The 24,225-nt window shown below is 54.3% G+C and carries 20 protein-coding genes, 4 tRNA genes and 1 pseudogene; 21 read left to right on the top strand and 4 right to left on the bottom strand.

The features are described from left to right. Positions 1-26: 26 nt before the first annotated feature. On the bottom strand, positions 27-308 hold the full coding sequence (gene ppiC / locus QZ506_RS09865; RefSeq protein ID WP_291970801.1) for a peptidylprolyl isomerase PpiC: 282 nt from the start codon (positions 306-308) through the stop codon (positions 27-29). Between the two features lie 178 nt (positions 309-486). On the opposite strand from ppiC, the gene rep reads away from it, so the two are divergent. After that, positions 487-2,511 (top strand): DNA helicase Rep, encoded by a 2,025-nt coding sequence (gene rep, locus QZ506_RS09860; protein WP_291970793.1) that lies wholly within the window; start codon positions 487-489, stop codon positions 2,509-2,511. A gap of 8 nt (positions 2,512-2,519) precedes the next feature. Here rep and gppA read toward each other — a convergent pair whose 3' ends face one another. After that, positions 2,520-4,016 carry a guanosine-5'-triphosphate,3'-diphosphate diphosphatase gene (gppA, locus tag QZ506_RS09855; protein WP_291970792.1) on the bottom strand — a complete coding sequence of 499 codons (1,497 nt, stop codon included), beginning with the start codon at positions 4,014-4,016 and terminating at the stop codon, positions 2,520-2,522. Positions 4,017-4,022: 6 nt separating this feature from the next. Beyond that, on the bottom strand, positions 4,023-5,309 hold the full coding sequence (gene rhlB, locus QZ506_RS09850) for an ATP-dependent RNA helicase RhlB (protein ID WP_291970790.1): 1,287 nt from the start codon (positions 5,307-5,309) through the stop codon (positions 4,023-4,025). 117 nt (positions 5,310-5,426) lie between these two features. Here rhlB and trxA point away from each other — a divergent pair, with 117 nt between their 5' ends. The 18 genes from trxA to QZ506_RS09760 all read left to right on the top strand — a co-directional run bounded on the left by trxA (position 5,427) and on the right by QZ506_RS09760 (position 22,118). Continuing rightward, a complete protein-coding gene (gene trxA, locus QZ506_RS09845; protein ID WP_196908155.1) occupies positions 5,427-5,753 on the top strand; it encodes a thioredoxin TrxA in 327 nt (108 codons plus the stop codon). Positions 5,754-6,223: 470 nt separating this feature from the next. Beyond that, positions 6,224-7,483, top strand: coding sequence for a transcription termination factor Rho (gene rho, locus QZ506_RS09840; protein WP_010283881.1), 1,260 nt, complete (start codon positions 6,224-6,226; stop codon positions 7,481-7,483). Between the two features lie 307 nt (positions 7,484-7,790). Then, positions 7,791-8,867: a UDP-N-acetylglucosamine--undecaprenyl-phosphate N-acetylglucosaminephosphotransferase gene (gene wecA / locus QZ506_RS09835; RefSeq protein ID WP_291970721.1), complete on the top strand. Its 1,077-nt coding sequence runs from the start codon at positions 7,791-7,793 to the stop codon at positions 8,865-8,867. Between the two features lie 23 nt (positions 8,868-8,890). Further along, positions 8,891-9,988 carry an ECA polysaccharide chain length modulation protein gene (wzzE, locus tag QZ506_RS09830; RefSeq protein WP_291970720.1) on the top strand — a complete coding sequence of 366 codons (1,098 nt, stop codon included), beginning with the start codon at positions 8,891-8,893 and terminating at the stop codon, positions 9,986-9,988. A gap of 52 nt (positions 9,989-10,040) precedes the next feature. Further along, positions 10,041-11,174: a non-hydrolyzing UDP-N-acetylglucosamine 2-epimerase gene (gene wecB / locus QZ506_RS09825; protein ID WP_291970718.1), complete on the top strand. Its 1,134-nt coding sequence runs from the start codon at positions 10,041-10,043 to the stop codon at positions 11,172-11,174. Between the two features lie 23 nt (positions 11,175-11,197). Then, complete coding sequence (gene wecC / locus QZ506_RS09820; protein WP_291970716.1) at positions 11,198-12,460, top strand: UDP-N-acetyl-D-mannosamine dehydrogenase; 1,263 nt, start codon at positions 11,198-11,200, stop codon at positions 12,458-12,460. After that, positions 12,457-13,524, top strand: coding sequence for a dTDP-glucose 4,6-dehydratase (gene rffG / locus QZ506_RS09815; RefSeq protein ID WP_291970714.1), 1,068 nt, complete (start codon positions 12,457-12,459; stop codon positions 13,522-13,524). The genes wecC and rffG overlap by 4 nt, the downstream gene beginning before the upstream one ends. A 63-nt stretch (positions 13,525-13,587) precedes the next feature. Next, complete coding sequence (gene rffC / locus QZ506_RS09810) at positions 13,588-14,307, top strand: dTDP-4-amino-4,6-dideoxy-D-galactose acyltransferase (RefSeq protein ID WP_291970711.1); 720 nt, start codon at positions 13,588-13,590, stop codon at positions 14,305-14,307. Next, positions 14,294-15,424, top strand: a complete 1,131-nt coding sequence (gene rffA / locus QZ506_RS09805; protein ID WP_291970709.1) for a dTDP-4-amino-4,6-dideoxygalactose transaminase — start codon at positions 14,294-14,296, stop codon at positions 15,422-15,424. Before rffC ends, rffA begins: the two co-directional genes overlap by 14 nt. Before the next feature lies 1 nt (position 15,425). Beyond that, positions 15,426-16,676: a lipid III flippase WzxE gene (gene wzxE / locus QZ506_RS09800; protein ID WP_291970707.1), complete on the top strand. Its 1,251-nt coding sequence runs from the start codon at positions 15,426-15,428 to the stop codon at positions 16,674-16,676. Further along, on the top strand, positions 16,673-17,758 hold the full coding sequence (locus QZ506_RS09795) for a TDP-N-acetylfucosamine:lipid II N-acetylfucosaminyltransferase (protein ID WP_291970705.1): 1,086 nt from the start codon (positions 16,673-16,675) through the stop codon (positions 17,756-17,758). Before wzxE ends, QZ506_RS09795 begins: the two co-directional genes overlap by 4 nt. Next, positions 17,755-19,128 (top strand): ECA oligosaccharide polymerase, encoded by a 1,374-nt coding sequence (gene wzyE, locus QZ506_RS09790; protein WP_291970799.1) that lies wholly within the window; start codon positions 17,755-17,757, stop codon positions 19,126-19,128. Before QZ506_RS09795 ends, wzyE begins: the two co-directional genes overlap by 4 nt. Before the next feature lie 9 nt (positions 19,129-19,137). Continuing rightward, positions 19,138-19,878: a lipopolysaccharide N-acetylmannosaminouronosyltransferase gene (gene wecG, locus QZ506_RS09785; RefSeq protein WP_291970703.1), complete on the top strand. Its 741-nt coding sequence runs from the start codon at positions 19,138-19,140 to the stop codon at positions 19,876-19,878. 220 nt (positions 19,879-20,098) lie between these two features. Then, entirely contained in the window at positions 20,099-21,490 is a 1,392-nt protein-coding gene (locus QZ506_RS09780) for an amino acid permease (protein WP_291970701.1), read from the top strand. A 138-nt stretch (positions 21,491-21,628) separates the two neighbouring features. Beyond that, positions 21,629-21,705, top strand: a tRNA-Arg gene (locus QZ506_RS09775). A 96-nt stretch (positions 21,706-21,801) separates the two neighbouring features. Next, positions 21,802-21,877, top strand: a tRNA-His gene (locus QZ506_RS09770). A 23-nt stretch (positions 21,878-21,900) separates the two neighbouring features. Further along, positions 21,901-21,986, top strand: a tRNA-Leu gene (locus QZ506_RS09765). A gap of 55 nt (positions 21,987-22,041) precedes the next feature. Next, a tRNA-Pro gene (locus QZ506_RS09760) sits at positions 22,042-22,118 on the top strand. Between the two features lie 122 nt (positions 22,119-22,240). Here QZ506_RS09760 and QZ506_RS09755 read toward each other — a convergent pair. Further along, a pseudogene (locus QZ506_RS09755) lies at positions 22,241-23,050 on the bottom strand (transporter substrate-binding domain-containing protein). Between the two features lie 297 nt (positions 23,051-23,347). On the opposite strand from QZ506_RS09755, the gene QZ506_RS09750 reads away from it, so the two are divergent. Together QZ506_RS09750 and QZ506_RS09745 are read left to right on the top strand one after the other, a co-directional pair. After that, the gene (locus QZ506_RS09750) at positions 23,348-23,647 is read left to right on the top strand and encodes a hypothetical protein (protein ID WP_291970699.1); all 300 of its coding nucleotides are present in this window, start codon (positions 23,348-23,350) and stop codon (positions 23,645-23,647) included. After that, a complete protein-coding gene (locus tag QZ506_RS09745; RefSeq protein WP_291970696.1) occupies positions 23,577-24,098 on the top strand; it encodes an iron-containing alcohol dehydrogenase in 522 nt (173 codons plus the stop codon). Before QZ506_RS09750 ends, QZ506_RS09745 begins: the two co-directional genes overlap by 71 nt. The last annotated feature ends 127 nt before the right edge of the window (positions 24,099-24,225 follow it).

The raw sequence follows: 24,225 nt of genomic DNA, 5'->3' as shown, positions 1-24,225 counted from the left end.
CAACAGTACGCCGGTTGCCAGAACGCTTAGTTGCGGTACAGCACCTTGACGATGTGATAGCCGAACTGGGTTTTTACAGGTCCAAAGGGTTTCAGCAACTCGCAGGAAAATACCGCCTTGTCAAAAGCGGGCACCATATCGCCCTGACGGAGCTCACCAAGATTGCCCCCATCCCGTTTGGACGGGCAGGTGGAGTGCTTTTTAGCTAACTGCTGAAAGTCTGCCCCTTGCGCCAGTTGGTCCAGTAGATCATTCGCCAGTTGTTCTGTATCGACCAGAATATGCAGTGCAGATGCCGTTTTCGCCATGGGAGTACCTTTCATGTGATTAAGAAGCGTGAATTGAACAGGCATCACGCCGACGCCGATGGCCGGCAATGTAGCACGATGCAGTCCTGATGTGGATCGGTAAAGGCGAATCCGGCCATCAAGATCTGCGTGGCTTTCTGCTACAATCGGCTTCCGTTTTTATTACGAGTTGAACGTCATGCGCCTGAATCCCAGTCAACAACATGCTGTCGAATTTGTCACCGGTCCTTGTCTGGTGCTGGCTGGCGCGGGATCAGGCAAAACGCGCGTTATCACCAACAAGATTGCTCATCTGATCCGTCAGTGCGGCTATCAGGCGCGTCATATCGCCGCGGTGACCTTTACCAACAAGGCTGCGCGTGAAATGAAAGCTCGCGTGGCGCAGACCTTAGGGCACAAGGAGACGCGTGGGTTGCTGATCGCCACCTTTCACACCCTAGGGTTGGAGGTCATTAAACGGGAATATGCCGCGTTGGGCATGAAGGCGAACTTCTCGCTGTTTGACGATCAGGATCAGGCCGCACTGCTCAATGAACTGACGGAAACCTGGTTGGAAGGGGATAAAATCCAGCTACAGCAGTTGACCTCCACCATTTCCAACTGGAAAAACGATCTGATGGACCCGACGCAGGCGGCGGCATCGGTGCAGTCGGAGCGTGATAAGCTGTTTGCGCACTGTTATGGTCTGTATCACGATCACTTGCGCGCCTGTAATGTACTGGATTTTGAAGATCTGATCCTGTTGCCAACGCTGCTGTTCAAGCGCGATGAAGCGGTGCGTGAGCGCTGGCAAAACCGCTTGCGCTACCTGCTGGTGGATGAGTATCAGGACACCAACACCAGCCAGTATGAGCTGGTCAAACTGCTGGTTGGTGCACGTGCACGCTTTACCGTGGTCGGCGATGACGACCAATCCATCTACTCTTGGCGCGGTGCCCGTCCGCAAAACTTGGTACTGCTTTCACAGGATTTCCCTCAGCTTGAAGTGATCAAGCTGGAGCAAAATTACCGTTCTTCGGGCCGTATTCTCAAAGCGGCCAATATCCTGATCGCCAATAACCCACACGTATTTGAAAAAAAACTCTTTTCGGAATTGGGTTACGGCAGTGAACTGAAGGTGATCACCGCCAACAACGAAGACCACGAGGCGGAACGGGTGGTGTGCGAACTGATTGCCCATCACTTTATCAACAAGACACAGTACAGTGACTATGCCATCCTCTATCGTGGCAACCATCAGTCGCGACTGTTCGAAAAGATGCTGATGCAAAACCGCATTCCCTATCGCATCTCTGGCGGTACCTCCTTCTTTTCTCGTCCGGAAATCAAAGATCTGTTGGCCTATCTGCGAGTTTTGACCAACGCGGATGACGACAGCGCCTTTCTGCGCATCGTCAACACTCCTAAGCGAGAAATCGGCCCCGCGACGCTACAGAAACTGGGTGATTGGGCCAATGTGCGCAACAAAGGCCTGTTTACCGCCAGTTTTGATTTAGGGCTGGAAGCACACCTGTCTGGCCGTGGGTTGTCCTCACTGCAACGTTTTACCCACTGGATGCGGAAAATTGCCCAGCAGGCTGAGCGAGAACCGGTGGCGGCGGTGCGCGACCTCATTCACGGGCTGGATTATGAAAGCTGGCTGTATGAAACCTCAACCAGCCCGAAAGCGGCGGAAATGCGGATGAAAAACGTCAATCAGCTGTTTAGCTGGATGACGGAAATACTGGCAGGCTCGGAGCTCGATGAACCGATGACGCTGACACAGGTGGTAACGAGGTTCACCCTGCGTGATATGATGGAGCGCGGCGAAAGCGAAGAAGAGGTGGATCAGGTGCAGCTGATGACCCTGCACGCCTCAAAAGGGTTGGAATTTCCCTATGTGTATCTGGTGGGGATGGAGGAGGGACTACTGCCGCACCAGAGCAGCATTGACGAAGATAATGTAGATGAAGAGCGTCGCCTGGCGTATGTCGGTATCACACGGGCGCAACGTGAGCTGGTTTTTACACTGTGCAAAGAGCGTCGCCAGTATGGCGAACTGGTGCGTCCAGAACCCAGCCGTTTCTTGCTGGAACTGCCGCAGGACGATCTGCAATGGGAAACAGCGCGCAAAGTGGTCAGCGCGCAAGAGCGGATGCAAAAGGGGCAAATCCATCTGGCGAATCTGCGCGCGCAGCTGGCGCAGGCGCGCGATAAGGAGTAATATCGCTGTTACGGCGTGGCTTCCTCAATCACCAATGGCCAGTGGGCATAGCCCTGCCAACGGCTTTCCTGTTCCAGCGCTTCTGCGCACAGGGGATGGGCGGCAAGCCAGCCAGCAGGTAGCTGGATGTGCAGGGTGTCGCCGTCCGCCCGAAAGATGCTGTCAGGCAAGGTGTCATCACGGCGACGGCTGGCGAAAATAATCGCCAGTCGCAACAAACGGCATAAGCGCTGCGCAGGCAGTACGGGTACGGCGTTTTGCTGATTTAATGACTGAAGATCGAGCGCACCACTCTGATTTAACACCAGAATAGCCAGCAGTTTTTTCTGTGCCGGCGTGAAACCGGGAAGATCGCTGTTGCGTATGAGATAGGCAGCGTGTTGCGGAGCATTGCGAAAATCAATGGCCAGACCGATTTCATGCAGAAAGCCGGCGCTGTGCAGCAACTCGCAACATCGGTGATCCAACGGCCAATCCTGCACCAGTTGGTGCAGGAAATTGTTGGCTAATGTGCTGACGCGCTGGCCCTGTTCACCGTCTAACAGGTAGCGGCGTTGCAGATTGAGCAGCGTGCGCTGGCGAATATCCTGCTCTACGGGCAGGTGCAGCATCCCATATACCAAGCCTTCGCGCAGCGCGCCACCGGCCAATGTCATACTCTGAATGCCAAGTTCCTGGAAAATCGCCAACAGAATGGACAATCCGCTGGGGAAAACCAGCGCCCGCTCTAACGTCAGGCCGTCAATTTCCAGTTCTTCCAGCTTATGGCACACGATGGCATGCTCTTTCAGGGCGCACAGCTTGTCGAGCGTGATGTGCTCGTCCATGCCCGCGGCGACCATAATCTCTTGCAACGCTTGTACGGTGCCGGATGCGCCCACGCACACTTGCCAGCCCCGCGCACGCAGTTGGGCGGCCACGGGGCGTATCATGTCACCGGCAGCCTGTTCAGCACGGGCAAAATTTTCCGCTGTCAGGGTGCGATCGCTGAAATAACGCCCCAGCCAGGTCACGCATCCCATGGGCAAACTGAGCAACTGTGTGGCCTGTGCGGCGGTTCCGGTCGCCAGTTCGGTACTGCCACCGCCGATATCCACCACCAGACGTTGTTCCGGACCGCCGGTGGTGTGGGCCACACCCTGATAAATCAGGCGCGCTTCCTCTTCACCGCTGATAACTTGAATCGGCAAACCCAGGATCTGCTGCGCCTGCGCCAGAAATTCATCGGCATTGGTGGTAAGCCGCAGGGTCGCCGTCGCAACAACGCGGGTTTGCGTCTGAGGGATATCCTGCAAGCGCTCGGAAAACAGGCGCAAACACTGCCAACCGCGCTGCATGGCTTCCTGTGACAAGCGGTTATAACGATCCAGTCCCGCAGCCAAACGCACTTTACGTTTAATGCGCGCTAGCGTTTGAATGCTGCCAGCGCTCTCCCGCACCACCAGCATATGGAAGCTGTTCGAGCCCAGATCGATCGCCGCATACAGCGAGGAAGCATTTAGCATGGATGCTTAACTCGGTCTTTTACGGTTGCCGCGCGGTGCGCCGCTACGACGTGGCGGGCCACTGCGACGCGGGCCACTGCTGGTGCGCGTACGGGGCAAGCGCTTCGGCGCGGGCAGATTGGTCATCAGCGCATCACTATCGTACTTGCTTACCGGGATTGAATGGCCCGTATATTGCTCAATGGCAGGCAGGTTCAGCGCATACTCTTCACAGGCCAGGCTGATGGAGAATCCGCTGGCACCGGCACGTCCGGTACGGCCGATGCGGTGCACATAGTCTTCGCAATCGTCCGGCAAGTCATAGTTGAATACGTGAGTGACAGACGGAATATGAAGACCGCGCGCCGCAACATCGGTGGCGACCAGAATATCCAGATTGCCCTGCGTGAAGTCATCCAGAATGCGCAGGCGTTTTTTCTGCGCTACGTCGCCAGTCAGCAGACCAACGCGATGGCCGTCCGCAGCCAGATGGCCCCAGATGTCTTCGCAGCGGTGCTTAGTGTTGGCGAAGATGATGCAGCGGTCCGGCCACTCTTCTTCCAGCAACGTTTGCAGCAGGCGCATCTTCTCTTCGTTTGACGGATAGAACAGCTCTTCCTTGATGCGGTGCCCGGTTTTCTGCTCCGGCTCTACTTCAACGCACTCGGCGTTGTTCATCTGTTCAAACGCCAACTCACGCACACGGTATGACAGCGTGGCGGAGAACAGCATGTTCAGGCGCTGCGTTACCGGCGGCATGCGGCGGAACAGCCAGCGAATATCTTTGATAAAGCCCAGATCGTACATTCTGTCGGCTTCATCCAGCACCACAACCTGAATGGCGCCAAGGTTAATGTGATTCTGCTTGGCGTAGTCGATCAAGCGGCCAGTGGTACCGATCAGGATATCAACACCCTGCTCCAGCACTTTAAGCTGCTTATCGTAACCGTCTCCGCCGTAAGCCAGACCCAGTTTCAAGCCTGTCGATTCTGCCAGCGCCTGTGCATCCGCGTGGATTTGCACGGCCAACTCGCGAGTGGGGGCCATGATCAGCGCGCGTGGCTGGTTGGTTTGACGCTCTGTTGAAGCAGGATGCGACAAGAGATAGTGGAAAGTAGACGCCAGAAATGCCAGCGTCTTGCCAGTTCCGGTTTGCGCCTGACCCGCGACGTCCCGGCCATCAAGGGCGAGAGGTAGTGCGAGTGCCTGGATGTGCGTACAGTTATAAAACCCTTTATTTTCAAGGGATTTTATTACCTGCGGGTGCAGCGCGAAGTCGGAAAACTTCTGTTCAGTCAAGTGTGTTTTGCTCATAGTGTGGTAGAATATCAGCTAACTATTGCTTTACGAAAGCGTATACAGTGAAATAAAGTCAAGCTTTGTTGGTTAATACTACACCAACTCGCTAAAGATAATCCTGCGGAGTAAAAAATGAGCGATAAAATTATCCACCTGACAGACGACAGCTTCGAAACGGACGTGTTGCAGGCCGAAGGGGCAACACTGGTTGATTTTTGGGCCGAATGGTGTGGTCCCTGCAAAATGATCGCTCCCATTCTCGATGAAATCGCTGATGAATTCGAAGGTCGCATCACCGTTGCCAAACTTAACATTGATGAAAATCCGGCGACTGCGCCGAAATACGGCATCCGTGGTATCCCGACCCTGCTGCTGTTCAAGAACGGTGAGGTGGCGGCAACGAAAGTAGGCGCGCTGTCCAAAGGCCAGTTGAAAGAGTTTTTGAACACCAATCTGTAATACCTGATAGATTTATCAACGCTATTTCATCGCACAAAGCGGTCAGTGTGGATTTCTCATATTGACCGCTTGCCGCACGTCATGAAGTGTGCTAGATTCATCAGCACTGCATATCGTACTTGCCTATGTTTAAGCCTCACATGCTTAAGCCTGAAAGTTTGAATCTATAGCATTACTCGCTGTCTGTACCTTAACGCTGCCCGTTCGTGACAACAAATCGCACAAACACGGCATAAGAGTCCGTAGCGTGGTCAGGCAATCTAAAAGTATTACATTAATTGGTTTCAGGTGTCTTCGATCTCTTGCCGTCGTTTTGTATCGGCTTGCGTGGTCGGCGTGTAACACGTTCACGTATCAAGCTAAACGGAATGGTGTGATTGAGGGCGGTATATGATAGTGGCACGGTGACCCTTGCCATCCCATTCACGTTAATTGTTCGAGATTTACCCCGAGTTTAAGAACCCACCACTATGAATCTTACCGAATTAAAGAATACGCCAGTTTCTGAGTTAATTACTCTTGGCGAAAACATGGGGCTGGAAAACCAGGCTCGTATGCGTAAGCAGGATATTATTTTCGCCATTTTGAAGCAGCACGCAAAAAGTGGCGAAGATATTTTCGGCGATGGTGTGCTGGAAATCTTGCAGGATGGTTTCGGTTTCCTCCGCTCCGCAGACAGCTCCTACCTCGCCGGCCCTGATGATATCTACGTTTCTCCCAGCCAAATCCGCCGTTTTAATCTTCGTACTGGTGACACCATTTCAGGCAAGATTCGTCCTCCCAAAGAAGGGGAACGCTACTTTGCCTTGTTGAAAGTCAACGAAGTCAATTACGACAAACCTGAAAACGCCCGCAACAAGATCCTGTTTGAAAACCTCACTCCGCTGCATGCCAACTCACGTTTGCGTATGGAACGCGGTAATGGTTCAACTGAAGACCTGACAGCACGCGTATTGGATTTAGCGTCTCCGATTGGCCGTGGTCAACGTGGTTTGATCGTGGCACCACCGAAAGCCGGTAAAACCATGCTGCTGCAAAATATTGCACAGAGCATCGCGTATAATCACCCTGATTGCGTGCTGATGGTACTGCTTATCGACGAACGTCCGGAAGAAGTGACAGAGATGCAACGTCTGGTGAAAGGGGAAGTGGTGGCGTCTACCTTTGACGAGCCTGCCTCTCGCCACGTTCAGGTTGCTGAAATGGTGATTGAAAAGGCAAAGCGCCTGGTCGAGCACAAAAAAGACGTTATCATCCTGCTGGACTCCATCACCCGTCTGGCGCGTGCCTACAACACCGTGGTACCGGCGTCTGGCAAAGTACTGACCGGTGGTGTGGATGCCAACGCCCTGCACCGTCCGAAACGCTTCTTTGGTGCTGCGCGTAACGTGGAAGAGGGCGGTAGCCTGACCATTATAGCCACCGCGCTGGTAGATACCGGCTCGAAGATGGACGAAGTGATTTACGAAGAGTTTAAAGGTACAGGTAACATGGAACTGCATCTGGCGCGTAAAATCGCTGAGAAGCGTGTGTTCCCGGCTATCGACTACAACCGTTCCGGTACGCGTAAAGAAGAGCTGCTTACCACCTCCGAAGAGCTGCAAAAAATGTGGATCCTGCGCAAAATCATTCACCCGATGGGCGAGATCGATGCAATGGAGTTCCTGATCAACAAGTTGGCGATGACCAAAACCAACGATGAATTCTTCGACATGATGAAGCGTTCATAAACAGGCAGTGTTCTCGGGGAAAACGCCACGCGGGTCGTGGCGTTTTTTTTAGGAACTTACCGACCCTTACACTACAGGGTGTTTTTCCAGAGTATTCTAGGATATCCCTGCGTCGTGCTTTCCGTTATGGTACGCATTGATTTGATGGCGTCATCATAACCCCGTTGCGAGTGCCTGCCCTGAGCATGCCCGCGCGATACCGTCGGCCGCATAATGATGTGGTGGTGAACGGCACTGTTATGGCGAACCATGCTTCGCCGTGCCAGCCTGCGGCGGCTTGTAGCCATAAACGGTAAACTTACTCGCTATGCGTCTAGAGTTATTATTGATTTTCTTGTTTTCTCTGGCTTTTCTATTCCTGGCCCGTCGCGTGTCGGGACCGCTGGGTCTTGTCGATCGTCCCAATCAGCGTAAACGTCACCAAGGTCTGATCCCGCTGGTGGGGGGCATTTCCGTTTATGCTGGCCTGTGCTTTACCTTCCTGATTACCGACTACTACATTCCCCATTTCCGTTTTTACCTGCTGTGCGCCGGTATTTTGGTGTTTGTCGGGGCATTAGACGATCGCTTTTATATCAGTGTCAAAATCCGTGCGCTGGTTCAGGCGCTGGTGGCCATCGCAATGATGGTGTTCGCGCATCTATCATTGCGCAATCTGGGAGAGTTGTTTGGACCGTGGGATATGGTACTGGGGCCATTGGGCTATATGGTGACGCTGTTTGCCGTGTGGGCGGTCATTAACGCGTTTAACATGGTCGACGGCATCGACGGTCTGCTCGGTGGCCTTTCCGTGGTGTCGTTCGGCGCGATGGGTATTCTGCTCTACGGTTACCACAATTTGGCGCTGTGGTGCTTTGCCATGATTGCGGCCACGCTGCCGTACATCTTACTCAACCTCGGTTTTTTTGGCCGCCGCTATAAAGTGTTTATGGGCGATGCAGGCAGCACCATGATAGGGTTCACTGCCATCTGGATCCTGATGCAATCCACGCAGGGCAAATACCATCCGATTAATCCGGTAACGGCACTGTGGTTGATCGCCATCCCGCTGATGGACATGGTTGCCATCATGTACCGTCGCTTGCGCCGAGGGATGAGCCCCTTCGCGCCGGATCGTCAGCATATCCATCACTTATTGATGCGCGCCGGATTTACACCGCATCAGGCTTTTGTGTTGATCACCGTGGCCGCGGTACTGTTGGCGGGTATCGGCATGGCCGGAGAGTATTTCTCTTTCATTCCTGAATGGGCCATGTTGGTGCTGTTTTTACTGGCCTTTTGGCTTTATGACTATTGCCTGAAACGGGCATGGCGCGTGGCGCGCTTTCTGAGACGCATCAAGCGTCGAGCGCACCGTAACGACAATCATCGACACTCAACTTGAAACCACACCACTTTGGTGAAGTAATGAAACACGAAAACCCTGCTAACGGAACCTCTGACGAAGCACATTACCGCGTGACGACGGGGGGGGCCGGTATTGAGAATGAACTGGACATTCGTGGCCTGTGCGGTGCGTTGTGGAGAGGAAAATTCTGGATTGCCGGCGTAGCGCTGGCTTTCGCGCTGGTGGCGTTAGGGTATTCCTATCTTGCTCGCCAAGAGTGGAGCGCCATGGCAATAACGGACCTGCCTGGCGTTACGCGCCTGGGCGGTTATTATCCGCAACAGCAGTTCTTACGTAATCTGGATGCAAAAGCGTTTGCGTCTCTGCCGCCCGAAGCGCTGTCGGTGTCAGCCAAGGTTTACGACGAGTTTGTCATGCAGGTTGCCGCGTATGATACCCGGCGCGATTTCTGGCTACAGAGCGACTACTATAAATCGCATCAGGAAGGTGATGCCAAAGCGGATGCGGCCTTGCTGGACGATCTGATCGCCGACATCCAGTTTACCCCGCGTGACGACGGTAAAAAGACCTTTGACAGCGTGCGCTTGACGGCGGAAAACGCTCCTGCCGCCAATCGCCTGTTGCGCGACTATATCGAATTTGCCAGTCTGCGCGCCGCACTGCACCTTAACGGTGAGCTGAAAGGCGCCTGGGCGGCACGTAAGGTCTTTTTACAGTCGCAGATTCAGCGTCAGGAAGCGGTCGCGCAGGCGATTTTCGATCGCGACCTGAATAGCGTGAAGATGGCGCTAAAAATTGCGCAACAGCAGGGGATAAGCCGCAGCCAGACCGATACCCCCTCGGAAGAATTGCCGCCTTCAGAACTTTTCCTGTTGGGGCGTCCGATGTTGCAGGCGCAATTGGAATCCTTGCAGGCCAGTGGGCCGCGCTTCGACATCGATTATGACCAAAATCGCGCCATGTTGGCGACGTTAAGCGTTGAGCCAACGCTTGATGCGGCATTGCAGACCTACCGTTATCTGCGCACGCCGGAGGAGCCGGTGAAGCGAGACAGTCCGCGTCGCCTATTCTTGATGGTGATGTGGGGCGCTATCGGTGCATTAACCGGGGCGGGCATTGCATTGGTTCGCTGTAAACCTCAGCGGCGGATGGATTGACCGTTTATGCCGCCTGAAAGGGCAGCCCCTAACCTGATGAAAGAGATTCATAGTGAAAGTGTTGACTATTTTCGGCACCCGTCCAGAAGCTATCAAAATGGCCCCTCTGGTTTATGCCCTGGCTCAAGATGAAGCCTTTGAATCGAAAATATGCGTAACAGCCCAGCACCGGGAGATGCTGGATCAAGTGCTGCGTTTATTTGCTATTACGCCGGATTATGATTTGAACATTATGCAGCCGGGTCAGGGGCTGAGTGAGGTCACTTGCCGCATTCTGGAAGGACTGGAACCGGTATTGACGGTGTTCAAACCCGATCTGGTGCTGGTGCATGGTGATACTACCACCACTCTGGCCGCCAGCCTTGCGGCGCTGTATCAGCGTATTCCCGTCGCTCATGTGGAGGCAGGGTTGCGCACGGGTAATCTCTATTCGCCATGGCCTGAAGAGGCCAATCGTAAGCTGACCGGCCATTTGGCGATGTATCACTTTGCGCCAACCGAGCGGGCGCGTGATAACCTGCTGCGGGAAAACCTCGGTGACCGGCAGATCCTGGTGACGGGAAATACGGTTATCGATGCGCTGTTCTGGATGCGCGATCGTATTCTTGGCGATGAAACATTGCGCCACTCCCTAGATACCCACTACGGTTTTCTGGATGCGAATAAAAAACTGATTCTGGTCACTGGCCATCGCCGTGAAAACTTTGGCGGTGGGTTCGAGCGTATTTGCACGGCGTTGGCGAGCATTGCCCGTCGCCACCCGGAGGCGCAGATTCTGTATCCAGTGCACCTGAACCCGAATGTGCGTGAGCCGGTAAATCGTATTTTAAGCGGCATTGATAACGTGTTTCTGATCGCGCCGCAGGAGTACTTGCCGTTTGTTTACCTGATGAACCGGTCGTACCTGATTTTAACCGATTCTGGCGGTATTCAGGAGGAGGCCCCTTCGCTGGGCGTGCCCGTGCTGGTGATGCGTGAGACAACAGAGCGGCCAGAGGCCGTGGACGCGGGAACGGTGCGGTTGGTTGGCACAGAGGTGGTGACGATTCTGGACGCGGTGTCGCAACTGCTGACCGACAATGCAGCGTATCAGGCCATGAGCCGGGCGCATAACCCGTTAGGTGACGGCACCGCCTGTCAGCGTATTATTGCTGCACTGAAGAACCCTTTAGTTACACGACAATGAGCAACACCATGACAACTAACGCAATGACAATCAATAAAATAGTGGTGGTTGGGCTGGGCTATATCGGTCTGCCGACCGCCGCCGCGTTCGCTTCACGGAAAAAACAGGTGATTGGCGTGGACGTTAATCGCCACGCGGTGGAAACCATCAATCGTGGTGAGATTCATATCGTTGAACCCGATCTGGGGGCCATGGTTAAGGCCGCTGTGGAAAACGGTTATTTGACGGCAACGCACAAAACCGAGGCGGCCGATGCCTTTCTGATCGCTGTGCCGACGCCGTTTAAAGAGGGGCACGAACCGGATTTGAGCTATGTACAGGCTGCGGCAGCGGCGATTGCACCGGTGCTGCAACCCGGCGCGCTGGTGGTGCTTGAATCCACCTGTCCCGTTGGCGCGACGGAGCAGATGGCGGCGTGGCTGGCCGACCCCCGGCCCGATCTGACCTTCCCGCAGCACGCCGGGGACGATGCAGATATTCACATCGCTTACTGCCCGGAGCGGGTATTGCCTGGGCAGGTCGTGGTGGAACTTGTGAAAAATGACCGGGTGATTGGCGGCATGACGCCAGCCTGTGCCGCGCACGCCAGCTCGTTGTACAAGATTTTTCTCGAAGGTGAGTGCGTTGAAACCGACGCGCGCACGGCTGAGATGTGTAAACTGACGGAAAACAGCTTACGTGACGTGAATATCGCCTTTGCCAACGAGCTGTCACTGATTTGCGCTGAACAGGATATCAACGTATGGGAATTGATTCGTCTGGCGAATCGTCACCCGCGTGTGAATATCCTTCAGCCCGGCCCCGGCGTTGGCGGTCATTGCATCGCGGTAGATCCGTGGTTTATCGTGGCGCAAAATCCGCAGCAGGCGCGTTTGATACACACGGCGCGGTTGGTGAACGACGGTAAGCCGTTGTGGGTGGTCGATCGCGTTAAAATGGCAGTAGCGGATTGTCTGGTGCAGAGCGGCAAACGCGCCAGTGACGTGACCATCGCCTGTTTTGGGCTGGCGTTTAAGCCGGATATTGACGATTTGCGCGAAAGCCCGGCGGTCGGGATTACCGAAATGATTGCGCAGTGGCACAGCGGCACGACACTTGCCGTGGAGCCGAATGTGACTGCGTTGCCGCCACGTTTGACCGGGTTGGTTACGTTGACGGAATTGCCGACGGCGTTGCGTGAGGCGGATGTGGTGGTGATGCTGGTCGATCACCGTGCATTCCGCGCGATAGAACCTGAAAAGATAAAACAACAATGGATTGTAGACACGAAAGGAGTATGGCGTTGAAACGTATTTTGGTGACAGGCGGTGCAGGGTTTATTGGCTCCGCGCTGGTACGCTATCTGGTAACGGAAACGCAAGACAGCGTCGTGGTGGTCGATAAGCTGACATATGCCGGTAATCTGGCATCATTGGCGCCGGTGGCAGCCAGCGATCGTTTTGCGTTCGAGCAAGTTGATATCTGTGATCGTCCCGCGTTGGATCGGGTATTTGCCACGTATCAGCCGGATTTGGTGATGCATCTGGCGGCGGAAAGTCACGTTGACCGCTCGATCGATGGTCCGGCGGCGTTTATTGAAACCAATATCGTCGGTACCTATCAGGTGCTGGAAGCGGCGCGCCACTACTGGAACGCGCTGGATGGCGAGAAAAAAGCGGCTTTCCGTTTCCATCATATTTCCACCGATGAGGTGTTTGGCAATCTGCATGGTACGGACGATCTGTTCACTGAGACCACGCCGTATGCGCCCAGCAGCCCTTATTCCGCATCCAAAGCCTCCAGCGACCATCTTGTGAGTGCCTGGATGCGCACCTATGGGCTGCCGACGATCATCACCAACTGCTCCAATAACTACGGTCCTTACCACTTCCCGGAAAAATTGATTCCGCTGATGATCCTCAACGCAGTATCCGGTAAGTCGCTGCCCGTGTATGGCAACGGTGCGCAGATCCGTGACTGGCTGTTTGTTGAAGATCATGCGCGTGCGCTTTACCGCGTGGTGACGGCGGGTGAAATCGGGGAAACCTACAATATCGGCGGTCATAACGAGCGTAAAAACCTCGACGTGGTGCATACCCTGTGCGATCTGCTGGAAGAACTGGCACCGCAAAAACCGGCGGGTGTAACCCATTATCGCGATTTGATTACTTACGTTACTGATCGACCCGGACATGACATGCGTTATGCCATTGATGCCAGCAAAATGGCGCGGGAGCTGGGTTGGAAACCACAGGAAACGTTTGAAACCGGCATGCATAAAACGGTGTTGTGGTACCTGAATAACGAAGCCTGGTGGCGCAGTGTGCAGGATGGCTCCTATACCGGAGAACGGTTGGGGCTGGACGCATAATCGACACGTTTGTCGTGCCCGTGTGTCAGTAACAGCTGCGTGCAGGCCATTATAGGAGAGGCGATGACAGCCACGATCTGTGCGCATCTGATGCCGTTAGTGTGGGAAAGCGATTTTTTCGCACTCCCCAGCGCGCGCCTGTCGTTCAGTGATGATGCGCCAGTGCTAACATCTGAGGCGTTGACCGCGTATGCCGTGGTGCAAGCCAAGGTCGCTGCCAGCGATCTGGCGATGATCGATGCGCTCTCTGCCGGAGGTTTCCAACTGGCAGAGAGCGAAGTGGATTTTTGCCTGCCCATCGATTCTGTCGAGGCTGTACTTCCGGCCTGGCGCGTGGCGGATACCGCAGATATTGCGCTGCTGCGTGATGCCGCTTCGCGCGTTTTTTCGCAGAGTCGGTTTCGCACACCTTGGTATCACGCTGCAGACAGCGGGCGTTTTTATGCGCAATGGGTGGAAAACGCGGTACGTGGCACCTTTGACGATGTTTGCCTGATTGCACACGACGCGCAGGGCGCGCCGCTTGGTTGGGTGACACTGCGCCAAACGCAGACGGACCAAGCGCGCATCGGCCTTCTGGCCGCGTGGCAGGGCACTTCTGGTGGGGTGGGCATGCTGCTTATGGCACTGGCAAGGCACTGGTGCCAACAGCAGCACGTGGCGCACTTGTGGGTGGCTACGCAGTTGGGTAATACGTGCGCGCTGCGCCTTTATCAACGCGCTGGCGCGCAGATTCATGACACGGCGCATTGGTTTTACAGGAGACCGCATGATTCCCTTTAACGCTCCCCCGGTTGTGGGTACCGAACTGGACTATATGCAGGCCGCCATGAGCAGCGGCAAGCTGTGTGGTGACGGCGGTTTTACTCGCCGCTGCCAGCAATGGCTGGAGCACTATTCTGGCAGCAAGAAGGTGTTATTGACCCCCTCCTGTACCGCATCGCTGGAAATGGCAGCCATCCTGCTGGATATTCAGCCGGGGGATGAAGTGATCATGCCCAGTTACACTTTCGTTTCCACCGCAAATGCCTTTGTGTTGCGTGGGGCAACCATCGTGTATGTCGATGTACGCCCGGATACGCTGAACATCGATGAAAGCAAAATTGAAGCGGCGATTACCGACAAAACCCGTGCCATCGTTCCAGTGCACTATGCCGGTGTGGCGTGCGAGATGGACGCCATTATGACGCTGGCGGAAAAGTACGATCTATGGGTGGTGGAGGATGCCGCGCAAGGGGTGATGGCGCGCTACAAAGGGCGTCCGTTGGGGGCGATGGGTCATATTGGCTGCTTCAGTTTTCACGAAACCAAAAACTACACGTCCTGCGGAGAAGGCGGTGCAACACTGATCAACGACCCCGCGTTGGTTGAGCGTGCGGAAATCATCCGCGAGAAAGGCACCAACCGCAGCCAGTTCTTTCGCGGTCAGGCCGATAAATATACCTGGCGCGATATTGGTTCTAGCTACCTGATGGCAGATATTCAGGCTGCCTACCTGTGGGGGCAGTTGGAAGCCGCCGGGCGCATCAACGAACGACGTTTGCTCCTGTGGCATAACTATTATGATGCCTTCCGCCCGTTGGCAGAGGCCGGGCGCGTCACGCTGCCCACGCTGCCGGCACACTGCCAGCACAATGCGCACCTGTTTTACCTCAAGCTGCGCGATATTGACGATCGCGCCGCGTTTATTCACGACATGAAGGATGCAGACATCCTGACAGTGTTTCACTATATTCCGCTGCATACTTCGCCTGCGGGGCTGCGCTTCGGGCGCTTTTCCGGTGAGGATCGTTACACCACGCGGGAAAGCGAGCGACTCGTCCGGTTGCCGCTGTTTTATAATCTCTCAGATGTGAATCAGCGTACGGTGATCAACACCATCCTGAGCTTCTTTTCCTGATATGTCATTGGCAAAAGCGTCCTTATGGACGGCGGGTTCGACGCTGGTCAAAATCACCATTGGCCTGGTGGTTATCAAATTGCTGGCAGTGGCCTTCGGCCCGAGCGGCGTGGGGCTGGCGGGGAATTACCGCCAACTGATCACGGTGTTGGGCGTGATGTCAGGCGCGGGAATATTTAATGGTGTGATCATGCTGGTGGCGCACCATCAGCAGCAGCCTGAGCCGTTGCAACGGGTGTTGGGGACGTCAGCGACGCTTATTGCGCTCTTTTCATCGGCGTTAGCGCTCCTCTTTGTGCTGGCAGCCGGGCCGATAGCCACGGTGTTGTTTGGCGATGATCGCTATCGTGACGTGATTCGTCTGCTGGCGTTGCTGCAAATGGGCATTGCCTGTGCCAACTTCTTTTTGGCTATCCTGAAAGGGTATCGGGACGCACAGGGCAATGCGCTGGCGATTGTCGGGGGCAGCCTGATTGGGTTGGTGGCGTTTGTTGCCTGCTTTCTGCTGGGGGGCTACGCCGGTGCGCTGGTGGGGTTGGCGCTGGTACCGGCGTTGATCGCGCTGCCCGCCGGTGTGTTGCTGTGGCGGCGTACTCCTTTGCGTTGGCAGCATTTGCGTCCGGTACGGGATCGTGCGTTCGCCACGCAGTTAGGGAAATTTACCCTGATGGCGGTGATGACGGCGGTAACGGTACCCGTTGCCTATATCATGATGCGTAACGTTCTCGCGGCGCATGCCGGGTGGGATGCGGTCGGCTTGTGGCAGGGAGTGAGCTCGATATCCGATGCTTACCTGCAATTTATCACCGCCGCGTTTTCGGTCTATTTGCTGCCGACGCTGGCGCGATTGCAGGAAAAACCGGCGATTGCGCGAGAGATCGGCCGTGCGTTGCGGTTTGTTATCCCTGCGGTGGCTGCTGTCAGTCTCACTATTTGGTCACTGCGAGATGTGGCTATCTGGCTGCTGTTTTCCCCGCAGTTTGTGCCGATGCGCGATCTCTTCGCATGGCAACTGTTGGGCGATGTGATGAAAGTGGGGGCCTATGTCTTTGGTTATCTGGTGATCGCCAAAGCGGCGCTGCGCTTTTATATGCTGGCGGAATTGATCCAGTTTCTGTTGCTGAGTGGTTTCTCCCAGTGGTTGATTTCGCGCCACGGCGCATTGGGGGCCACGCAAGCCTATATGTTGACCTATGTGGTTTACTTTTTCCTGTGCTGTTGTGTTTTTCTTATTTACCGTAGGCGACCATGACGACACTGATTCACGTGCTGGGATCGGATATCCCACATCATAACCAGACTCTGCTGCGCTTCTTCCATGACGTGCTGGCAACACAACTCCCTGCGCCCGTGGTCACGCATTTTATGGTGGTATCTGGTGATGAGGGCTTGCAGCAGGCTTTTCCTGGGTTGACGTTAACCTGCTATGCCGATAAACGTGCGCTGGCGCAGGCGGTGGTGACGCGGGCGCGGGCCGACCGACAGACGCGGTTCTTTTTCCACGGACAGTTTAATCCGTGGATTTGGCTGGCGCTGTTGGGTCGGCGTATCAAACCGGCACAGGCCTATTGGCACGTGTGGGGCGCGGATCTGTATGAAGAGGCTGCGCAGTGGAAGCATCGCCTGTTTTACCTGCTGCGTCGCATGGCACAGGGGCGTATCGGTCATGTCTTTGCTACGCGTGGCGATCTGGATTTCTATCGGCAGCGGCATGCGGATGTGCCTGCCTCCTTACTTTATTTCCCCACCAAAATGAACCCGGCGCTGACGGAAGAGACCGCGACCAAACCGCTGGCTGGACCGATGACGGTGCTGGTGGGTAATTCCGGTGATAAGAGCAATCGGCATATCGAAGCGCTGTGTGCTATTCATCAGCAACTGGGGCCGCAGGTGCGGGTGATTATCCCCATGGGATATCCAGCAAACAATGAAGACTACGTCAATCAGGTGGCGCAGGAAGGTGAAACGCTGTTTGGCACGAAGCAGTTTCAGTTGCTGAGTGAACAGTTGGCGTTCGATGATTACCTGAACCTGTTGCGCAGTTGCGATCTCGGCGTATTTATCTTCCCGCGCCAGCAAGGCATAGGTACGCTTTGCCTGCTGATTCGGTGCGGGGTGCCCTTTGTCATCAGCCGGAAGAATCCCTTCTGGCAGGATCTGGCCGAGCAGCATTTACCTGTGCTGTTTTACGGCGATACGTTGACGGAAGCTGTGGTGCGTGAAGCGCAACGTCAGATCGCCAGCGTGGATCAGCGCCGCATCGCGTTCTTCCAGCCTAACTACCAGCGAGGATGGCTCGATGCCTTGACGTTGGCGGCGGAGACGAAACCATGACACAGGGTGAGTTCGGCGGCTTGGTCGTGGTGTATCTGTTTGCCGTCAGTTTTATTCTTTTTTTGACCTGGCAGGAGTTTCGCCGAGTACGATTTAACTTTAACGTACTGTTATCAATACTATTTCTGCTGACATTCTATTTCGGTTTTCCCTTTACCTGCCTGCTGGCGTTCAGATTCAATGTGGCAGTGGTGCCCGCGACCTATTTACTTCAGGCGCTGCTGTCGGCAACCGCGTTTTACGCCATCTATTACGTGGCTTATAAAACCCGTCTGCGGGCGCAACGCCGACCGCCCGGCGAACCCTGGCTCATGATGAATCGTGTCGAAACGCACCTGACATGGCTATTGCTGGCGCTGGTGGCCGTGGTGACAGTGGCTATTTTCTTTATCAATAACGGTTTTTTGCTATTCAAAATGCGCACCTATAGTCAGATTTTTTCCAGTGAGGTCTCGGGCGTTGCCCTGAAGCGCTTCTTCTATTTTTTTATCCCTGCCATGCTGGTGGTCTATTTTCTGCACCAAACGCGCCGTGCCTGGCTGCTGTTTCTGGTGGGCACCGTCGGGTTCGGAATACTGACCTACCTGATTGTCGGCGGTACGCGGGCGAATATCATTATCGCTTTTGCCCTGTTCTTGTTTATCGGCATTCAGCGCGGTTGGATCACGCTATGGATGCTGGTCGCGGCGGGGGCGGTGGGCGTGACCGCCATGTTCTGGCTGGCATTAAAACGCTACAGCCTGGACGTAAGCGGTGCGGAAGCGTTTTACACCTTCCTTTATCTGACACGCGATACCTTCTCGCCGTGGGAAAATTTGGCGCTGCTGTGGCAACACTATGGTGACATCGAATTTCAGGGGTTAGCTCCCATCGTGCGTGATTTTTATGTCCTTATTCCGTCTTGGCTGTGGCCCGCTCGTCCCAATCTGGTGCTCAATAGCGCTAATTACTTCACTTGGGAGGTGCTCAATAACCACTCCGGGTTGGCGATTTCGCCTACGTTGCTGGGATCGCTGGTGGTGATGGGCGGCGTATTGTTTATTCCGCTCGGTGCCATCGTGGTCGGCCTCATCGTCAAGTGGTTTGATGCACTGTATGAATCGGGTCGTCTCAGCCAGAATCGCTACAGCGCAGCGGTGCTGCAAAGTTTCTGCTTTGGTGCCATCTTTAACCTGATAGTGTTGGTGCGAGAAGGCGGCGATGCTTTTGTGTCGCGCGTGGTGTTTTTTATCCTGGTGTTTGGGCTGTGCGTGCTGGTGGCGAAGCTGCTGTATTGGCTGTTTGAACGTGCGGGCCTGATTCGTCAGCGTTGGACGCGTTCGCATACGGCATCAGTGACCTTGCCCCACCACACTCCGGATACGCCATAAGGAACCCTCATGGAAAATCCCGCTTCTGTCCCGCTTTATCGCATTCGCAATATCCCGCTGCACGGATTTGCGGACCAGGCTGCCTGTCTGGCGTACCTTTTCGCTGAGGGAGAGGTAAAAACCGGCACGTTAGTGGCAATCAACGCCGAGAAAGTGTTGGCGGCCGAGCAGGATAAGCCGCTGTGGGATTTGATTGCCGAGGCCGAATACAAGTATGCCGATGGCATCAGTATTGTGCGCGCCATCAGGCGTAAATATCCCCAGGCGCAGGTGACGCGTGTCGCCGGTGCTGATTTGTGGGAAGCGCTGATGCAAAAAGCCGGTGCGGAAGGCACCCCGGTTTTTTTGCTGGGCGGAAAACCGGCGATACTACATCAAACGGAAGAGAAACTGCGGACCCAATGGCAGGTAAATACTGTTGGCAGTCAGGATGGTTATTTCCCACCGGAACAGCGCGATGAGGTGTTTGAACGGGTGCGCGCCAGCGGGGCGCGCATCGTTACGGTGGCGATGGGTTCCCCTCGCCAGGAGATATTGATGCGTGATTGCCGCCGTTGCCATCCGCAGGCGCTTTATATGGGCGCGGGTGGTACTTATGACGTCTTCACCGGGCACGTAAAACGCGCACCTCTGGCGTGGCAGCGTATGGGGTTGGAGTGGTTCTACCGGTTGTTGAGCCAACCCAGCAGGATTACGCGTCAGATTAAGCTATTAAAATTCCTCGCTTACTACTTCAGCGGGCGCCTGTAACGGCGTGACCCTCTGCTGAACCATCGGTATTGGTTATGACGATTGGCTCTTAAAAAAAAATTGTTATTCTCATTTGATTTTAAATGACTATTTGCCAATAAGGTAAAAATGCAGAAGGATATGCTGCCTAAAATGTGCGAACCCGCTCAATAGCGGGATGTGCACGATAAAACCCGGTATGAAACCGGGAGGAAAACACAACATTTAAGACTGAGGATCTATGGCAAACGAGGAAACGAAAGGCAAGCTCCACCGTGGGCTTGAGGCGCGACATATTGAGTTGATCGCGCTTGGTGGAACGATTGGCGTTGGGTTGTTTATGGGCGCGGCGAGCGCATTGAAGTGGGCTGGCCCTTCTGTGCTGCTGGCCTATATCGTCGCCGGGATATTCGTTTTCTTTATCATGCGCTCAATGGGTGAAATGCTCTATATGGAACCGGTCACCGGCTCCTTTGCCGTCTATGCGCATAAATACATGAGCCCGTTTTTTGGCCATCTCACCGCGTGGGGTTACTGGTTTATGTGGATGGCGGTCGGGATTTCCGAAATCACCGCCATCGGCGTTTACGTGCAGTACTGGTTCCCGGAACTGCCGCAGTGGATCCCCGCTATCGTGTGCGTGGCGCTGGTGGCGCTAGCCAACCTGGCCGCTGTGCGTTTATACGGTGAAATCGAGTTCTGGTTTGCCATGATTAAAATCACCACCATTATTGTGATGATTGTCGTTGGCGTTGGCATTATCTTTTTTGGTATTGGCAACCACGGCCAGGCGACCGGCTTTGCCAATCTGACCGAGCACGGGGGCTTCCTGGCGGGTGGCTGGAAAGGGCTGTTGTTTGCACTGTGTCTGGTGGTGGCCTCTTATCAGGGCGTTGAGCTGGTTGGGATCACTGCCGGTGAAGCCAAGAACCCTAAAATTACCCTGCGGCGTGCAATTAATAACATCCTGTGGCGTATTCTGATTTTCTATGTTGGTGCCATTTTTATCATCGTCACCATTTTTCCATGGAATGAAATTGGCACTGCCGGCAGTCCGTTTGTGCTGACCTTTGCCAAAATCGGGATTACCGCTGCGGCAGGTATCATTAACTTTGTGGTGCTGACCGCTGCGCTTTCCGGCTGTAACAGCGGGATGTACAGCTGCGGTCGCATGCTTTATTCACTGGCAAACAACAGTCAGCTCCCGGCCTGGATAGGCAAAGTCACAGCCAGCGGCGTGCCTGCGGCAGGTGTTGCTGTCTCGATTTTTTGTCTGCTGTTAGGTTCGGTGTTAAACTACATCACTCCCAACCCGGAAAAAGTGTTCGTCTATGTCTACAGCGCCAGCGTACTGCCGGGCATGGTGCCGTGGTTTGTGGTACTGATAAGCCAACTGCGGTTTCGCCAGCAGCATCAGGCACAATTAGCAGGGCATCCGTTCAAATCCGTACTGTTTCCGTGGGTGAACTATCTGACTATGTCCTTCCTGCTGTGCGTATTGGTGGGAATGTACATCAATGAAGACACGCGGATGTCCTTATTGGTAGGGATGGCGTTTCTTGCCGTGGTTAGCGTGATTTATGCCATGCTGGAAGGGCGAAAAAAGCAGGCATTAACGGCACCCGAAGCCTGATTGAGGGGTGGGAGTCGTCGCTGACTGTGTGTTTTCGGTACGAAATGCGCAAAGCATAAGCAAACGCATCATTTCGATAAAAAAGCACTAGACAGGCAGAGATTAAATCCGTACTATCCCCACCCGCAACGGCGCTATGCGCCCGTAGCTCAGCTGGATAGAGCGCTGCCCTCCGGAGGCAGAGGTCTCAGGTTCGAATCCTGTCGGGCGCACCAATAACTTTTTTACAAGAATTGTGTGCAAGAGCTGCGGTGGTACAATTCACCGTAAGGGAAGTGCCGGTTTTATCGTTAGTTGTAAGCAGTACATTGGTGGCTATAGCTCAGTTGGTAGAGCCCTGGATTGTGATTCCAGTTGTCGTGGGTTCGAGTCCCATTAGCCACCCCAGATTCAGATGTTCGTGAATGTATGCGAAGGTGGCGGAATTGGTAGACGCGCTAGCTTCAGGTGTTAGTGTCCTTCGGACGTGAGGGTTCAAGTCCCTCTCTTCGCACCAACGAACATTATCAACAGTCAGTGTGATACACTGATGGCGTTGAAAAAAAGCATTTCGGCGAGTAGCGCAGCTTGGTAGCGCAACTGGTTTGGGACCAGTGGGTCGGAGGTTCGAATCCTCTCTCGCCGACCACTTTCCGTGAAAAGCGGCTATTCCTCAGGGATAGCCGCTTTTTGCTTTCTCAACCCGTCTTTCTGGTATCTGCATAGCTTGTTATGTGGAAAACGCCCCCGCTGTGCGAGGGCGAAAATCGCTTATTCCGCTTTACCGCCCTCCAGCACTTTGTCACTGCCGAAATACTTCTCTGCCAAGGCTTTTAACTGGCCGCTCTGACGCAGCCGTTGCAGTTTCTGATTGAATGCTGCCAGCAACTTGTCGCCTTCCGCCGTTTTGGCAAACGGGAACGTGACTTGTTCATTGGAGATGTGTTCACCCACCAGCTTCAGCGGCAGGTGACGTTTATTAATCTCTGCCAACAGGATAGGGCGGGAATTGACATAGCCTTGAACGCGATTGTTGATCACATCATTCATTGCGCCGTCGCGGGTTTCATAGGTGCGGATGGTGACGTCATTGTTGGGAAAGGCGTTGCGCAGGTTGGTCACGTGGGTCGAGCCTAAGACGCCAGATACGGTTTTGCCCTTGAGATCGTCCAGAGACTGAATGTCTTTGTTCTCAACGCTGGTGACGATTTGCGTTGCGTAAGTGAGGTAAGCGTCGGTGAAGTTGTATTTTTTCTGACGCTCGATGGTTTTCACGAAATTATTGGCCACGGTATCCAGCTTTCAAGCCTCCAACTGGCCCATCAGTCCGCTGAAATCAGCGGTGGTCCAGGTGACCTGATAACCCAATTCGCGAGCGATGGTTTCCACAACCTCGACATCGTAGCCGACCAGCGTGCCGTTCTCTTTATAAGAACCTGGGAAGCTTTGTCTCGTCGTGCCTACGCGCAGCACCTTACTCTGCGTTTCCACGCTCTTGTTATTATCGCAACCAGCCAGTGTCACGGCGGCAAGTAGGGTCAGCAGCGCGGCACTGACGTGCCGGGTCAATTGGATTTTCATCATGATGTTCCTGTTTCAATATTCCTGGTTTAGAACGAAATCGGGTTAACTATTTGCAACGCGCTCGTCAGTTCTGAGGGTAATGGCAGGCTAACAACAGTGGGATGCACATTGAGGGGACGTGAAGGAGCGCTGTTTGTTTGGAAACTATCTCATTCAAAATAAACAGGATTTTATACCTTCACGTTATATCTTATGACCATTTTATCGGTTACAACCTGCTGACAGGCTTTTACTATTGCACTTTATAACCTGTGCGTATGCGTTGGAACAGTGTATAAAAATCAAGGAATTACTGTGTTTTCTATCAAATCTCTCGGTGTATATCACCACCAGTCAGGCCTGCTTTCACGTGTGTGTGAACTGGTTGCGCCATTTTCTCGTCACATTGCCGTGTTGACCAGTCCACGCGCCTGGGCAGCGGTAGAACGTGCACTCTCCACCAGTTTGATGCAGTCCGACGTGCAGTTTGATGTATACCTGTTGCAAAGGGAATGTACGCGCGAGGCGATTGCACACCATCAGCATGAAATTGCTCAACGCGGCGTGCAGGTTGTCCTCGGTGTTGGTGGTGGACTGTGCCAAAGCGGTCGCTGACGGGCTGGAGAACGGTCAGGCGATCACTTTGCCGACCATCACTGCCACCTGCGCGGCCTGGTCACCGATCAGTATTCTGTATGATGAGCTGGGTGGGCATCAGGGAACGCAGGTATTGCAACACATGCCGGTGATGGTGCTGGTCGACAGTGACGTGATTGCCCGCAGCGATGTGCGCTATCTAAAAGCCGGAATCGTCGATGCGCTGGCTAAATGGTATGAATTTCAGCACTATCTGGTGAAAAACGGAGATAATCTGGCGCTGAACATTAAGGTTCAGGTGGCAACGCTCGCCCGCGATACCTTTGTACAGTGGGGCGAACAGGCACTGAGAGATAATGCCGAACAGCAAGTGACCGTGGCGCTGCAAAAGGTGATCGATGCTAATATCGCGCTGGCCGGATTGGCAAACAGCATGCGTGATGACTCCCCTTCACCCGGGCTTTGTTGAATAAATAGAACTTTTGGGTAATCATCGGAGCAGATCACCACAGTTGTTTCAAAATCAGGTCTCCATGGCAAAACAAAATTTTAAAATCACCAACTGGCCCTCTTATAACAAGGCCCTCAAGCAGCGC

Source organism: Candidatus Symbiopectobacterium sp. (assembly GCF_020054415.1).
Taxonomy (GTDB): domain Bacteria; phylum Pseudomonadota; class Gammaproteobacteria; order Enterobacterales; family Enterobacteriaceae; genus Symbiopectobacterium.
This window is presented reverse-complemented; position numbering and strand designations above follow the sequence as displayed.

What these genes read in the sequence shown, in the direction of transcription:
- rffA (WP_291970709.1), top strand. Translation starts at nt 14,294, where the DNA reads ATGATTCCCTTTAACGCTCCCCCGGTTGTGGGTACCGAACTGGACTAT.
- ppiC (WP_291970801.1), bottom strand. Translation starts at nt 308, where the DNA reads ATGGCGAAAACGGCATCTGCACTGCATATTCTGGTCGATACAGAACAA.
- QZ506_RS09745 (WP_291970696.1), top strand. Translation starts at nt 23,577, where the DNA reads ATGAAATTGCTCAACGCGGCGTGCAGGTTGTCCTCGGTGTTGGTGGTG.
- rho (WP_010283881.1), top strand. Translation starts at nt 6,224, where the DNA reads ATGAATCTTACCGAATTAAAGAATACGCCAGTTTCTGAGTTAATTACT.
- wzxE (WP_291970707.1), top strand. Translation starts at nt 15,426, where the DNA reads ATGTCATTGGCAAAAGCGTCCTTATGGACGGCGGGTTCGACGCTGGTC.
- wecG (WP_291970703.1), top strand. Translation starts at nt 19,138, where the DNA reads ATGGAAAATCCCGCTTCTGTCCCGCTTTATCGCATTCGCAATATCCCG.
- rhlB (WP_291970790.1), bottom strand. Translation starts at nt 5,309, where the DNA reads ATGAGCAAAACACACTTGACTGAACAGAAGTTTTCCGACTTCGCGCTG.
- wecC (WP_291970716.1), top strand. Translation starts at nt 11,198, where the DNA reads ATGACAATCAATAAAATAGTGGTGGTTGGGCTGGGCTATATCGGTCTG.
- wzzE (WP_291970720.1), top strand. Translation starts at nt 8,891, where the DNA reads ATGAAACACGAAAACCCTGCTAACGGAACCTCTGACGAAGCACATTAC.
- rffC (WP_291970711.1), top strand. Translation starts at nt 13,588, where the DNA reads ATGACAGCCACGATCTGTGCGCATCTGATGCCGTTAGTGTGGGAAAGC.
- wecA (WP_291970721.1), top strand. Translation starts at nt 7,791, where the DNA reads ATGCGTCTAGAGTTATTATTGATTTTCTTGTTTTCTCTGGCTTTTCTA.
- gppA (WP_291970792.1), bottom strand. Translation starts at nt 4,016, where the DNA reads ATGCTAAATGCTTCCTCGCTGTATGCGGCGATCGATCTGGGCTCGAAC.
- QZ506_RS09795 (WP_291970705.1), top strand. Translation starts at nt 16,673, where the DNA reads ATGACGACACTGATTCACGTGCTGGGATCGGATATCCCACATCATAAC.
- trxA (WP_196908155.1), top strand. Translation starts at nt 5,427, where the DNA reads ATGAGCGATAAAATTATCCACCTGACAGACGACAGCTTCGAAACGGAC.
- wzyE (WP_291970799.1), top strand. Translation starts at nt 17,755, where the DNA reads ATGACACAGGGTGAGTTCGGCGGCTTGGTCGTGGTGTATCTGTTTGCC.
- QZ506_RS09780 (WP_291970701.1), top strand. Translation starts at nt 20,099, where the DNA reads ATGGCAAACGAGGAAACGAAAGGCAAGCTCCACCGTGGGCTTGAGGCG.
- rep (WP_291970793.1), top strand. Translation starts at nt 487, where the DNA reads ATGCGCCTGAATCCCAGTCAACAACATGCTGTCGAATTTGTCACCGGT.